Consider the following 13,093-nt stretch of genomic DNA (forward strand, 5'->3'; position numbering starts at 1 on the left):
ATCGGTTTTATTTGGGGCAAATTTATAGGCGTGCACCTATAAATTTGCCCTGGAGGTTTTAAAAGTTTACATTGACGTCGGGGGAGCTCCATCACAGAGTTTGGCTACAGAGAATGGTATGTTTCCCGCACAGGCACTTGATTGAAATGCAGATCCAGCTGGTAGATTTTGCAGGATTAGCCTTTTCATCGTTGGCCTAGGATCCTGAAATGGCTGTAGAAGCCCTTCGGAATACATGCCAGCGATCGATCCTGCTGCGTCATTCCAGGCTTTATTGAAAATGTCTGAAAGCTGATGGTTTTGATTAGATATGCTTTTTGGAATAGTCAAGCATGAGATTTCCCAACGAATTTCTGACCATGCTGTGTTATCATCCCTTATCCAAATTACATACAGGTTGGTAATCTCAACAGTCATACCGTTTGTTCCATTATCTACGAAATTATAAGGACCGCACAGGTGTTTACCTGGTCTCCCGGCAGCATCGGTTGTGGGCTCTGCTGTTGTGGGCGGCGTATAGCCAGCAATTGGAAATGGTGGCGTATCTGTTCCCCAATTATTATTTTCTTCCTCTCCAACACCAGTCCAACAGACACTAATACTTTGTGTTTGGGGCTGATATAAGGCCACAAAACCTGTTTCCATTGTGCCTGTTACCGTGATAATATAATAGGTTGAAGTAAATGTAGTACAGTCTGGTAGGTGCATTCCAGGCGTGGATGCAGTACCGGTATTTACGATATCGACCGCTTCCTTGTGCTTATCATTGATGAATTTATATGACTGCTGCAAATTCCCGTTAAGATCGAATTGCATTTCGATCCCAACAACTCCATCATCCTTTTTGCAAAATGAAATGTTGGGAAGTGTCTTTAGCTGCTCTTTACTTTTGACCCCTAGAAGAACGGACTCTACGATACGTGCAACCACGTCTCCGCTACCATTTTTTTTAAAGAACGTTAGTGAAAAAGTCGACGGAGACGTTAAGTTGTCTTTTGTTAATAGGTAGCGAGTTTCGCTGGAAAGCGTGTTAGAAAACTTTAGTGGTACTTCAATTACTACACCACTATCGCTAAATAGCTGTCTATAGTATTTCCAGTCTATGATAGCTGTACTAATTATATTGCCGTTTATTCCAAACACTTTCAGCGTGTCTGACTTGTAATTGCTTTCTCGTAATTTAAGTTTTGCGTCATCAAGGGTTAAGTAAACCTTACCAGGTTCCTGTGGCTTTTTCTGCGTCGAATTTTTGCGGCAATTAATAAGAGTAATTACAATGCAGCCTAACAGTAGGTATAGCAACAATGTTCTTTTCATAAGCTGTTTATTTGCGACTAAGATAGAAACAATAGGGTATTTTTTTAATCGTTAAAACACCAATCCAAATACCGTCCTTTTCTCACCCAAATACAGGTTTTTGTGAATATCTGCCGTTTATAGATTTTTGAACGGGTTCCCGCATTCCACTGAGCTATAATTTGGTCGGAGACACAATCGTGGAAAAAGAAATTATTCCGTAACTAAAATAACAAAACCAGTACAAGAGCTGCCTTGCTGTTAAACATATTTCTGATCTTGTGTTCATGCACAAGCGCATTATAAATCATGTTTTTTCTGCGAATCTGCTACGATAGCCATATATTTGCCGCCTGAAACCGGGAATAGAAGTGGGAATACAGCTATAAAATAGCTAATTTATAATTATTTTTAGTTTGCGTAACTCATTGGTAAACAGCTTTTCTTTTTCGCGTTGGAGAATCTTTTCGATCCCTCCCTTCGCAACGAAGAAAAGAAAGCTCCTAACGGGAGCTTTTGTTTTTTAAAGCCATTAGTGTTTTCACGTATTCCGCGCGTTACGTGGGAAATGCTCAGATATGCGTTATTTTTGCTGCCTGTTAAGGTTGCCCGGCGTCGAGAGCGATGCCGTTTTTATTTCAGAGAAACAATACAATGAAAGCTGGTTTTGTAAACATATTCGGTAAGCCCAATGCGGGCAAAAGCACTTTGCTCAACGCTTTGCTGGGCGAAAAGCTGGCTATTGTATCCTCCAAGGTGCAAACTACCCGCCACCGTATCAAGGGCTTTTTAACAGAACCGGGCGAATACCAGGTTATCTTTTCCGACACACCGGGTATCATTGAACCCAAATACAAACTGCACGAACGCATGATGCAGGCTGTAAAAAGCGCACTGGAAGATGCTGATCTTGCGCTGCTGCTCGCCGACATCAACGACAGCCTTGAAGAAAACAACGAACTTTTTACTGCACTTAAACTGAAAGTACCGGCTATTGTGGTGCTCAATAAGGCTGACAAGGCTTCAAAGGGGCGTATTGCAGAGGCTGAAACGTTTTATGCAAAACAGCCTTACGCAAAAAAAGTACTCGTTATTTCAGCCTTAAAATCGCAGCAGATAGATCTGCTCAAACAAACCATCATCGGTTTGCTGCCCGAGAATGATCCTTTTTACAGCGAAGATGATTTAACCGATTTGCCTACCAAGTTTTTTGTAGGTGAAATGGTGCGCGAAAAAATATACGAACTGCTGGGCGACGAAATTCCTTACCATGCCACTGTAATGGTGAATGAGTTCAAGGAAAAAGAAACCCTTATTAAAATACAGGCCGATATAGTGGTGCAGCGTGAATCACAGAAAGCCATTCTTATCGGCGCCAAGGGCAGCATGATTAAACAGATCGGTTCCCTGGCACGTACAGACATCGAACAATTTTTACAACAGAAAGTATTTCTTGAACTGCACATCAAGGTAAGGCCCAAGTGGCGCGACAATGATCTGCACCTGAAAGAATACGGGTATTTCTAACAGCAATGCAGCAGGCTGCAGCACATGCACCTGCCGCGCGATATAAACCGGGTGAAATCCTGTGTTTCATTCCATTCAAAAGAAAGTGTTATGAGTTTTACTGTAGCCATTGTAGGCAGACCCAATGTGGGCAAAAGCACATTTTTTAACCGTATGCTCGAAACGCGCAAGGCCATCGTTGACGACGAAAGCGGCGTTACGCGCGACAGGCAGTATGGTGTGGCCGACTGGTGCGGTAAAAACTTCAACGTGATTGATACAGGCGGTTTTGTGCCCGATACGGCCGATGTGTTTGAAACAGAGATCAGGAAACAGGTGCGTATTGCCATTGATGAAGCCGATGCGCTGATATTTATGACCGATGCGGCTACCGGCATTACTGACCTCGACGATTCGATGGCCGACCTGCTGCGCAGAACCACCAAACCTGTTTTCCTGGTGGTGAACAAAGTAGACAATGGCGACAGGCTGCTGGAAGCCACCGAGTTTTACAGCCTGGGTTTTGACAGGGTATTTTTCATCAGCAGCATGAGCGGCAGCGGCACCGGCGAATTGCTTGATGCCATTACCGAGCTTATCTCCGAAGACCAATCCGGCGAAGTACTCAGAACCGATGCGCTGCCTAAGTTTGCCATCATCGGTCAGCCCAACGTGGGCAAATCATCCCTGCTGAATGCGCTGGTAGGGCAGGAGCGTACCATTGTAAGCGATATTGCCGGCACCACGCGCGATACCATTCACACGCACTACAACATGTTCCAGAAAGAGTTTGTGCTGATTGATACGGCAGGCATCCGTAAAAAAAGCAAGGAGAAAGACGACCTGGAATTTTACTCTATCATCCGCGCCATCAAAGCCATGGATGAGGCAGATGTTTGTATGCTGGTACTCGATGCCGAAAAAGGCATTACTGCACAGGATATCAGCATTTACTCACTTGCAGCCCGCAAGGGTAAGGGGCTGGTGGTGCTGGTAAACAAATGGGACCTGGTTGAAAAAGAAACCAATACTGCCCGCGACTACGAAAAAATGCTGAAACAGCGCCTTGCGCCGTTCAACGATATTCCCATTATTTTTATCTCTGCGAAAGACAAGACCCGTATTTTCAAAGGCATTGAAAAAGCACTGGAAGTATATGAAAACAGGCAGCGCAAAATACCAACCAGCGAGCTGAATGAAGTGATGCTGAAAGCGATTGAATCGTATCATGCGCCGGTTGTGCGTGGCCACTCCATCAAAATCAAATACGTAACCCAGCTGCCTACACAGGTAACGGCCTTTGCGTTTTTCTGTAATTTCCCTGATGATATTAAGATGCCTTACCGCAACTATCTCGAAAACCAGTTGCGTACGCATTTCAATTTCAGCGGTGTGCCGGTACGTATTTTTTTCAGGAAAAAATAAACCCAGATAAACTTGATGAAACAGCTTTTAACAGCAACTGCTATAACCCTTGTGCTCGCAGCCTGCAGCAATGGTGCCAATAAAGCCAATACTGCTGATTCTGCCACGACAGACAGAAAAGTAGCCGCAGCCGATACTGTAAAAACTCCGGACAGCAGCGCCGCCATGCAGCCTACTGCACGCAAAATGTTGGACACGGTGAATACGAACCTGAGCGCAGTACCGATGGATTCGGTGAAATAGTGAGTGGGAGCGTGTGCTTGTCGAGAATCGAGAATCGACAGTCGAGACGATCTTAGCGAATCGATATGAACTAAAAGAGCGCATCGCGCTCTTTTAGTTTTATGGAGGCCGAAGCCGGTGTCCTCACCGGCGCTTCTTGTTGACCATCTGGCAATACATCCATTCAACTATTTCTTCAGAGCTGCCACCGCAGCTTTAAAGCGGCGATTTTTTCTTTGAACAGGCGCAGTTCTTTTTTCTGCTGCAGGATGAAACTGTTGTCTTCCAGTTTGCCCATTACCTTGTCCATTTCTTCCTGGGTGTCGAACACCATTTTTCGGAAGGGGTTGTTGTAGTCTTTTGCCCGGGCATTGTAAATACCTTCTGTCATCCATTCTTTTGTGGCTATCGCGGTATCGAGCAGCCTGGCGAAAGTAGGTGCATCAATTTTTTTGATGGGCAGTTTCAGTTGCTTGATATCTGCCAGCGAAGCCAGTGCGTGCCTGCGTTTCAGCTGCATGTATTTGGCGCCCTGTTCTTCGTAAAAGGCATGCACGCTATCCCATGATTTTATTTTGCCCTCTTTGATTCTAGTTTTCAGCATGGCCACTGTTTCATCGGGCATCAGCTGTCCGCCAATGTTAAGCCATGCACCGCGAACCGGTGCGCCGGTTAACTGCTGCTGCAGCGATTCAAGGCTGGGCACATCGTGCTCGGCAATAAACTCCAGCAACTGGTTGGTGCCATAAAAACTGATGAGTTCTTCAAACAGGGTGTATGCCTGCTGCACTTTCAATACTGTAATGGGGCGTTTGCTGTTTTCAAAACCTGTGGCTTCAATATGCAGGTCCTTTACAATGGGGTCGCGCTGCGTAAGCAATTTACGGCCTGTTTGTATGGCCTGTTCCTCTGTGGCCGGTACCTGCATATGTTGGTGCCAGGCACGGCCTGTAAACAGCTCTAACAGGCGCAGGGAGGTGAACATTTCGTTTACGGTATCCGGCGCAAGGTAATCGTACTCCAGCAGCTGGGTACGGGCAACACGTTTATCCCTGTCGGTGTATTTCCAGGAATTACGGGCAAGCGCGTACATATTGTACATGAACCAGTAACCCGGCATAATCACCAGTTTGTTATTGGTTACATCGTTGCTCACCAGCGAAAAGGGGATGGGGATGTGCAGTTCTGCAGGGTAATCGCCCTTGGCCAATATGGTGTAGCTCGCAAACATGGAATTGTGTTTGAGACTTACACACAGCCCGGGCCAAAACCCGCGGCCTGCAATGATTTCACCGTCTGGTCCGCGGGAGTTGTGGTTAGAGCCGATGGTGGCACCGGCAGCAATATTACTCTGCCCCATGATTAACGCTGCACACAAAAACGAGTTGTTGTGGTGCTGTTCATGCGCGGGAAATATCAGTGAATTCAATACCTCGCAGCAGGAGATGGTGGCGTTGTTGCCGAGGTATGAGTTAATCAGCCTGGCGCCATACTTCAGCTGCGAATGCGAAGCCATGATAAAACGCACGGCCTTTACGCCATAAAACAAACGGCAGCCCGGGCCAATTATCCCATTCACAATTTCGCAACCTTCACCAATCTGCGTTTTGCCTTCAGGGCCTGAATTGATGGTGAGGTTTTTGAGTTTGTTGGCACCCTTGATATAGGCATCAGAACCAATATAACAATCCTTGATAATAGCGCTGTTCTTGATCACCGTACGGTCGCCTATTTTGCCGTAATAACCGCGTTCGGGTTTAAACTGCTGCTCAGTAAAGGTTTTGAATTTGGAAAGCAACTCATCGTCGTCGCGGTATTTGGACCACAAATGGGCATCGCCGGGCAACATGCCGTTGAAGGGAATTACGCTTCGGTTGCCGTTTTCATTGCATATCTCCATCCATATACGGATGCTTTCGGGTTCACCTTCTTTGAGAATGCCGTTTCCAAACTTGGCGTGATCGGTTGTAGTAAGTTCGTTTACATTTACGATGATCACTTCACTGCCGATGATATAATGCGAGAGATAGTTCACATTGTCGATCACCACATTGTCGCCTAGATCGCAACTGATGATGGTGGAATTATACAGTCCTACCGGCACTTTCAGATCGCTGAATTCAAGGCAGTACGGCTCCAGCTTTCCAATGCGCACCAACCCGTAAAACTTGCAGTTTTTTACCAGCTCGGGATTGAAGGCTTCTGATACCAGGATGTTGTTCCAGTCGTCACTGCTGTTGCGGTTGCGCACCAGCATTTCAATTTCATAAGCATTCAGCCGGCGGTAAGCGATACCGCTTTTGTTCTGCAGGTTACGCAGGTAATATTCGTTCTTGCCCTTGGGTAAAAATTCTTTTTTAATAAAATCATACCCAATAGAAGCAGCACTGCTTTTGCGGATGATGTTTTGTGACATGGCATTGATGGTTAGATGGCCTGATGGCCCGATGGCTGAATAGTTATTGAATACAACAACCATTGAACCATTGAGCCATATAGCCATTTTTCAGATTATTCAACGGTTACACTCTTCGCCAGGTTGCGGGGTTTGTCAACGTCGAGACCTTTGGCTACACCGATGTGGTAGGCGAGCAGTTGTAAAGGGATAACATTTAAGATGGGGGCTATCATTTCGTCGGCCTGTGGTATTACGATAATATCATCGGCCAGTGTGGGGGTAATGGTATCGCCTTCGGTGATAACTGCGATAACCTTGCCTTTACGGGCTTTGATCTCCTGGATATTGCTCACCACTTTTTCGTGGTACGAATCTTTGGTGGCAACAAACACTACAGGCAGTTCTTCATCTACCAGTGCAATAGGGCCATGCTTCATTTCAGCAGCAGGATAACCTTCTGCATGTATGTAGCTGATCTCTTTCAGCTTCAGTGCGCCTTCCAGCGCTACAGGGAAATTATAACCCCTGCCCAGGTACAGGAAGTCGCGGGCATCTTTGTATTTTTCTGCCAGTGCTTTTATCTGTGCATCGGCTTTCAGCAACAGCTCTGCTTTTTCAGGAACAGCTGCCAGCTCTTTACACAACAGTAAATACCTGTCACGGCTGATGCTGCCTTTTTCTGCAGCGAGTTTTAATGCCGTCATCAGCAATACCACAAGTTGTGCGGTAAATGCCTTGGTGCTGGCTACGCCAATTTCAGGGCCTGCGTGTGTATACGCACCTGCATCTGAAATGCGGGCGATAGAAGAGCCTACCACGTTTACCACTCCAAGAATAATGGCACCTTTTTCTTTAGCGGTTTCAATGGCTACCAGGGTATCGGCTGTTTCGCCGCTTTGTGAAATGGCGAGTATTACATCGCCCTTGTTGATGATGGGATTGCGGTACCTGAACTCTGATGCATATTCTACTTCAACCGGTATGCGGCACAGTTCTTCAATAATGTATTCGGCCACCAAACCCGCATGCCAGCTGGTTCCGCAGGCGATGATGAGTATGCGCTGCGCAGCAAGAATTTGTGCGGCATGTTTTTCAATACCACTCATGGTAATGGTGCCTGCATCTGCATCCAGGCGGCCGCGCAAACAGTCGTGTATGGTTTGCGGTTGCTCAAATATTTCTTTCAGCATAAAATGGTCGTAACCGCCTTTTTCAATGGCAGCCAGTTCCATATCAAGCTTGGTAATGAATGGTGTTTGCTTATCGTTACCGAGGTTTTTCAGTATCAGTTCATCGGGACGTACAATTGCAATTTCATAATCGTTTACATACACTACTTCTTTGGTGTATTCGATAATGGGTGAGGCGTCTGATGCAAGAAAATGTTCGCCCTTGCCAATGCCAATTACCAGCGGACTACCTTTTCTTGCAGCAATAATGGTTTCAGGATCATCTTTATGAATCAGCAGAATGCAGTAGGCGCCTACAATGCGACGTAAGGCAATACGCACGGCTTCTTCGAGGTTGCAGTCGTTATTGCGTTTAATGTCTTCAATAAAGTTGAGCAGTACTTCTGTATCGGTATCACTTTTAAACAAGTAACCTTTGGCAACCAGGTCCTGTTTAATCTGTGCATAGTTTTCAATAATGCCATTGTGTATCATGGCTATTTCACCGCTTTGCGATAAATGCGGATGTGCATTGCGGTCGTTCGGTTCGCCATGCGTGGCCCAGCGTGTGTGGCCGATAGCGATATGCGAATGCACATCTTTACCAACAACAGATTCTTCCATTTCGGCAACCTTGCCTTTTTTCTTATACACTTTAAGGCCGCCGTTCAGCAAGGCAACACCACTGCTGTCATAACCCCTGTATTCAAGTCTTTTCAAGCCTTTTAGCACAATGGGATAAGCTTCCCTGGGACCTGTATAGCCAACTATTCCACACATGAGTTTTATATGATTTAAGTGCGCAATATGACATATTTTGCTCAATCTCTTATCTTTAAGTATTTAAATTTTGCCTTAAAAATCCTGCATCCATGACAGCCGATTTTAATTTTACAACGAATTATATTCTGGAAGATGATTGCGTGAAACTGCGGCCTTTGCAGCTTGAAGACATGCATACTTTAACGCATTTTGCCCTTACGGAGCCGGAGTTGTGGCGGTTCTCCCTTGTGAGCGCAGCAGGTGAAAAAGGAATGGAGGCATACATTCACCATGCGGTGCGTGCACGGCTTGAGCAAAAAGAATATCCATTTATTGTGTACGATAAACGCAGCAAACAGTATGCAGGCTGCACACGTTTTTATGATATGCAGCTAAGCAATAAAACATTGCAGCTGGGTTACACCTGGTATGGCAAAGCCTTTCAGGGAACGGGTTTAAACAGGCACTGCAAATTTTTGCTGTTACAGTTTGCATTTGAACAGCTGGGGATGGAACGTGTTGAATTCAGGGCAGATGCCAACAATGCACGCAGTATTGCTGCGATGAAAGCCATTGGTTGCACACCTGAAGGAATATTGCGTAACCACATGCCACTGGCCAGTGGCGGCAGGCGCGATTCTATTGTGTTAAGCATCCTGAGAAATGAATGGCTGGAAGGCGGCGTAAAACAGCAACTGCAGGCGAAGTTGGTGTAAAGCCGCAAAAAGCTGCAATGTAACGTGCCTGTAATCACATAAAAAAAGGTGGACAGAATTTTTTTCTGCCCACCTGTAAATAATTGTTATTGTGCAATTTACCCCGGCATTAAATGCAGGTTACAGTAATATACCTCTCAGGAACATATAAGCCACACTGAAGTAAATGATTAACCCGGTTACGTCTACCAGGGTAGCTACAAACGGGGCAGAAGATACAGCCGGGTCGGCGCCGAGTTTTTTCAATATCATCGGCAACATAGAACCCGATAAAGTACCCCACAATACTACACCTACCAGCGACAGGCCAACGGTAAAGCCAATCAGCATCCATTGTTCGCCATACAAGTCCTGGATAACGCCGTGGTGCATCAGGAAATGCCAAATGCAGATACGCAGGAAACCAATTACGCCCAGTATACCACCCAGCCACAGGCCGCTGAATATTTCACGACGCATTACCCGCCACCAGTCCTGCAGGTGAATTTCGCCCATGGCCATGGCCTGGATAATAAGGGTGGAAGCCTGTGAGCCGCTGTTACCGCCACTTGACATGATCAGGGGTACAAAAATAGACAGCACCACGGCCTTCTGTATTTCATCGGCAAAATAAGCCATCGCTGTTGCGGTGAGCATTTCACTTAAAAACAATACAATGAGCCAACCCACACGTTTCTTGATTAAACGGAAGAAAGATATTTCAAGGTACGGCTCGTCGAGGGCCTCGGTACCACCTATTTTCTGGATGTCTTCGCTGTACTCTTCGTTGGCTACCCACAGCATGTCATCGATGGTAACAATGCCCAGCAATATGTTGTTGTTATCGGTAACAGGGAGGGCCACGCGGTTGTTCATTTTAAACACCTGGCTGGCATGTTCCTGGTCGTCGGTGGCATGCAGGGCAATTACCCGTCCATCCAACAGATCGCTGATACGCTTATCGGGTGCGGCGAGAATTACATCACGTATCCGTATATCGTCTACCAGTTCACCGGTGGCTTCGTCTATGATGTAAATAACGTCTACCGTTTCACTGCTTTTGGCAAATTTGCGGATGGTAGAAAATACTTCTTCCACGGTATTGTGTGCATACACGTACACATAATCGGGTGTCATCAGCCTGCCTACGCTGTCTTCCGGGTAACCCAGCAGCGATAGCGTTACCTTTCGCTCATCGGGATCAATGAGTTTAATGAGGTCGCGCAGTACTTCTTTGGGCAGCTCTTCCAGAAAGTCGGTACGGTCATCCGCGGGCAGCTCGTTGAGCAGCTCGGCCGTTTTAAAGGAAGGCAGTTCCCTGATAATACGCTTCTGCGCAGAGAGGTCCAGGATCTTGAACACACTCGACGCCCGGTGTATTGCCATATTGGCAACGATCTGGGCTTCAAAATCGGGGTATTCATTAATCAGGTCGGCCACGTCGCTGATCTTCTGATCGTTCAGAAAATCGCGGATCTGCAGCTTATCCTCCGTTGCAATGATGCGTTCGAACTGTTCGTACAATCCTTCTTGTTCCAGTTGTAGGCTCATGGTGCAAATTAATTACTAGATATCATGGAAAACAAACGGAAAGGAATTACTTTTCATTAATTTTCGCCTTTTAACCGATTTTACGATATGATATTACCCTTTTTGTTCGTTGCCCCTTCAGAAAAAGGGGGCAGAGGTGTGTTTACTTCCAAAAAAATACCTGTGGGCACGGTGCTCGAAATTTCACCAGTGCTCGTACTAACCGCCAAAGAACGTGCTACCATTGAAGACACCAAGCTCTACAATTACATTTTCGAATGGGGCGATAACCGCAAACAGGCCGGCCTGGCACTGGGCTATATTTCTATGTACAACCACGACTACAAAGCGAACTGCGTGTACGAAATGGATTACGAAAATGCCCTGATGACCATCAAAACCGTAAAACCCATTGCCAAGGGTGATGAACTCTGCATTAACTATAACGCTGATCCGGATGATGAAACGCTGGTTTGGTTTCACCAGTAGTGTGAGTGGTGAGTGATCTGGGCGGGTACCGCTCGGGAATCGGGACATCGACAGTCGAGATGATCATAGCGAATGCACTGTTTGGGGCGGAGATAGTTGCCGGTGAGGACACCGGGCAACAGCGCACTGGCAGCGGCATCATGGGAGAACTATACAAAAAAAGACCGCCCTTTGTAAGACTACACGGGCGGCATATCACCAAAACCTACTGTAAAAATTAATGGCTGCTTTTATTGCAGGCCTGTAGCACGCGGCTACCAATATTTATAACCCATCAGGCGGGCCAGTTCAACCTTGGCCAGGCACAGCTGGTACTGGTACTGTAACTGTGTATACAATGCACGCTGGTAATTGGCGCTGGCATTGGTAAGATCGAGGTTGGTGCCTGCACCATTCATAAAACGGCTGGCGGCAATTTGCTCGGCTACTTTTGTCTGCTCAATTTGCGTGTAGGTGTTTTTAATGCTCTCCTGGTTGGTGCTGATGTCTGTCAGCGCCTGCTGAATGTCTTTGCGGTACGTATTGCTCATGGTTTCAATGGCCAGCTGGTTCTGGCGAACTATGTTCTGCTGCAACTTTACCTGTTTGCGCATGCGGTCGCCATTGTAGATGGGGATGTTCAGGCTTATACCGGCTGCATAGTTCAGCTTCACTTCATTAACGGCAGGTACATAACCATTTTTAGCACCGCCGCTGGCATGAATATCCACCGAAGGTTTATCTGCCAGGCTGGCTACTTTCACATCGCTCTCTGCCTGCTTTATTTTATCGTTGGCCAGTACAAAGTCAAGGTTCGAAGCCTGGGCTTCACGCAGTGCAGCTTCTGCATCGCGCTGGGCCAGGTCAAAATCAAAAGCAGTATCCTGCGTTTGTTGCGTACCTGTGGTGTAGGTTAACAGGTTAAACTGTTTCTGCAACTGGTTCTGCAGGTTTATTTTGGTGTTTTGTTCTGCATCAATATTGGCCTGTATGTTCAGCAGGTCTATTTTAATGGCATCACCATTTTTCAGTTTGCTTTCCACCACACGTTTGTTCTCGTTTAAAAAGCTCAGCACACTATCCTGTATGCTGATGGCTTTTTGAAAATACACGATGTTGTAGTAAATGTTAGATACCTGGTAAGCCAGCTGTGTGCGTACGTACTCCACATTGTGTTTGGCGTACTGCAAATCGGTTTTTGCCTTTTCTACATTGCTTTTGATGCGACCGAAATCGAGCAGCTCGTAACCCGCATTTACACCGGCTTTTACGTTGTGTATAGGTGCAAACAAAAAGTTGGTGAGCTCACCGTTAGGGCCGAATGGCAAGGGTAATTCAATTTTAGGTTTTACATAATCATACCCGCCTGATGCAGAGATATCCGGCATGCGTATGCCTGCGATATCTACACGCTGTTCAGCCGTGATCACATTGTTTTCGGCTTCTTTTATGCGGGGAAAATAACTGAACGATTGATTGATCAGTCCTTTCAGTTCACCGTTTGCCTGTACCTGCTGCTGGCCTATAGAGGCTTTGGCAAATAATACAGTGGCCGATATAAAAATTAATTTTTTCATGGTATCTGTTGGTTACAGTCTTTTAATCATTGTTGCCTGCACTGT

At 46.2% G+C, this 13,093-nt stretch carries 10 protein-coding genes; 5 read left to right on the forward strand and 5 right to left on the reverse strand.

The genetic code is table 11. The features are described from left to right. Window positions 1-66: 66 nt before the first annotated feature. Window positions 67-1,317, reverse strand: a complete 1,251-nt coding sequence (locus tag DXN05_RS08945) for a hypothetical protein (RefSeq protein WP_116846873.1) — start codon at window positions 1,315-1,317, stop codon at window positions 67-69. Window positions 1,318-1,950: 633 nt separating this feature from the next. On the opposite strand from DXN05_RS08945, the gene era reads away from it, so the two are divergent. The 3 genes from era to DXN05_RS08960 all read left to right on the forward strand — a co-directional run bounded on the left by era (window position 1,951) and on the right by DXN05_RS08960 (window position 4,470). Further along, window positions 1,951-2,823 (forward strand): GTPase Era, encoded by an 873-nt coding sequence (gene era / locus DXN05_RS08950; RefSeq protein WP_116846874.1) that lies wholly within the window; start codon window positions 1,951-1,953, stop codon window positions 2,821-2,823. Window positions 2,824-2,913: 90 nt separating this feature from the next. Beyond that, the gene (der, locus tag DXN05_RS08955; RefSeq protein WP_116847152.1) at window positions 2,914-4,227 is read left to right on the forward strand and encodes a ribosome biogenesis GTPase Der; all 1,314 of its coding nucleotides are present in this window, start codon (window positions 2,914-2,916) and stop codon (window positions 4,225-4,227) included. A 15-nt stretch (window positions 4,228-4,242) separates the two neighbouring features. After that, window positions 4,243-4,470 (forward strand): hypothetical protein, encoded by a 228-nt coding sequence (locus DXN05_RS08960; protein ID WP_116846875.1) that lies wholly within the window; start codon window positions 4,243-4,245, stop codon window positions 4,468-4,470. Between the two features lie 175 nt (window positions 4,471-4,645). Here the strand turns inward: DXN05_RS08960 and DXN05_RS08965 are convergent, their stop codons facing one another. Both DXN05_RS08965 and glmS read right to left on the reverse strand, forming a co-directional pair. Continuing rightward, on the reverse strand, window positions 4,646-6,952 hold the full coding sequence (locus tag DXN05_RS08965; protein WP_245975165.1) for a DUF4954 family protein: 2,307 nt from the start codon (window positions 6,950-6,952) through the stop codon (window positions 4,646-4,648). Between the two features lie 8 nt (window positions 6,953-6,960). After that, entirely contained in the window at window positions 6,961-8,796 is a 1,836-nt protein-coding gene (glmS, locus tag DXN05_RS08970) for a glutamine--fructose-6-phosphate transaminase (isomerizing) (protein ID WP_116846876.1), read from the reverse strand. Between the two features lie 92 nt (window positions 8,797-8,888). Here glmS and DXN05_RS08975 point away from each other — a divergent pair, with 92 nt between their 5' ends. Then, window positions 8,889-9,494, forward strand: a complete 606-nt coding sequence (locus DXN05_RS08975) for a GNAT family N-acetyltransferase (protein WP_116846877.1) — start codon at window positions 8,889-8,891, stop codon at window positions 9,492-9,494. Window positions 9,495-9,614: 120 nt separating this feature from the next. On the opposite strand, the gene mgtE is transcribed toward DXN05_RS08975, so the two are convergent. Next, a complete protein-coding gene (gene mgtE / locus DXN05_RS08980) occupies window positions 9,615-11,024 on the reverse strand; it encodes a magnesium transporter (protein WP_116846878.1) in 1,410 nt (469 codons plus the stop codon). Between the two features lie 87 nt (window positions 11,025-11,111). Between mgtE and DXN05_RS08985 the strand changes: the two genes are divergently transcribed. After that, on the forward strand, window positions 11,112-11,492 hold the full coding sequence (locus DXN05_RS08985) for an SET domain-containing protein (protein ID WP_116846879.1): 381 nt from the start codon (window positions 11,112-11,114) through the stop codon (window positions 11,490-11,492). Window positions 11,493-11,746: 254 nt separating this feature from the next. Here the strand turns inward: DXN05_RS08985 and DXN05_RS08995 are convergent, their stop codons facing one another. After that, the gene (locus DXN05_RS08995) at window positions 11,747-13,048 is read right to left on the reverse strand and encodes a TolC family protein (protein ID WP_116846881.1); all 1,302 of its coding nucleotides are present in this window, start codon (window positions 13,046-13,048) and stop codon (window positions 11,747-11,749) included. Window positions 13,049-13,093: the final 45 nt, after the last annotated feature.

Origin of the sequence: Deminuibacter soli (genome assembly GCF_003412455.1) — a bacterium.
In the GTDB taxonomy this organism is placed as follows: domain Bacteria; phylum Bacteroidota; class Bacteroidia; order Chitinophagales; family Chitinophagaceae; genus Deminuibacter; species Deminuibacter soli.

Bases quoted from the DNA above. Each gene is read 5' to 3' on its own strand.
- DXN05_RS08945 (WP_116846873.1), bottom strand. From the start codon at position 1,317: ATGAAAAGAACATTGTTGCTATACCTACTGTTAGGCTGCATTGTAATT.
- era (WP_116846874.1), top strand. From the start codon at position 1,951: ATGAAAGCTGGTTTTGTAAACATATTCGGTAAGCCCAATGCGGGCAAA.
- der (WP_116847152.1), top strand. From the start codon at position 2,914: ATGAGTTTTACTGTAGCCATTGTAGGCAGACCCAATGTGGGCAAAAGC.
- DXN05_RS08960 (WP_116846875.1), top strand. From the start codon at position 4,243: ATGAAACAGCTTTTAACAGCAACTGCTATAACCCTTGTGCTCGCAGCC.
- DXN05_RS08965 (WP_245975165.1), bottom strand. From the start codon at position 6,952: ATGGCTATATGGCTCAATGGTTCAATGGTTGTTGTATTCAATAACTAT.
- glmS (WP_116846876.1), bottom strand. From the start codon at position 8,796: ATGTGTGGAATAGTTGGCTATACAGGTCCCAGGGAAGCTTATCCCATT.
- DXN05_RS08975 (WP_116846877.1), top strand. From the start codon at position 8,889: ATGACAGCCGATTTTAATTTTACAACGAATTATATTCTGGAAGATGAT.
- mgtE (WP_116846878.1), bottom strand. From the start codon at position 11,024: ATGAGCCTACAACTGGAACAAGAAGGATTGTACGAACAGTTCGAACGC.
- DXN05_RS08985 (WP_116846879.1), top strand. From the start codon at position 11,112: ATGATATTACCCTTTTTGTTCGTTGCCCCTTCAGAAAAAGGGGGCAGA.
- DXN05_RS08995 (WP_116846881.1), bottom strand. From the start codon at position 13,048: ATGAAAAAATTAATTTTTATATCGGCCACTGTATTATTTGCCAAAGCC.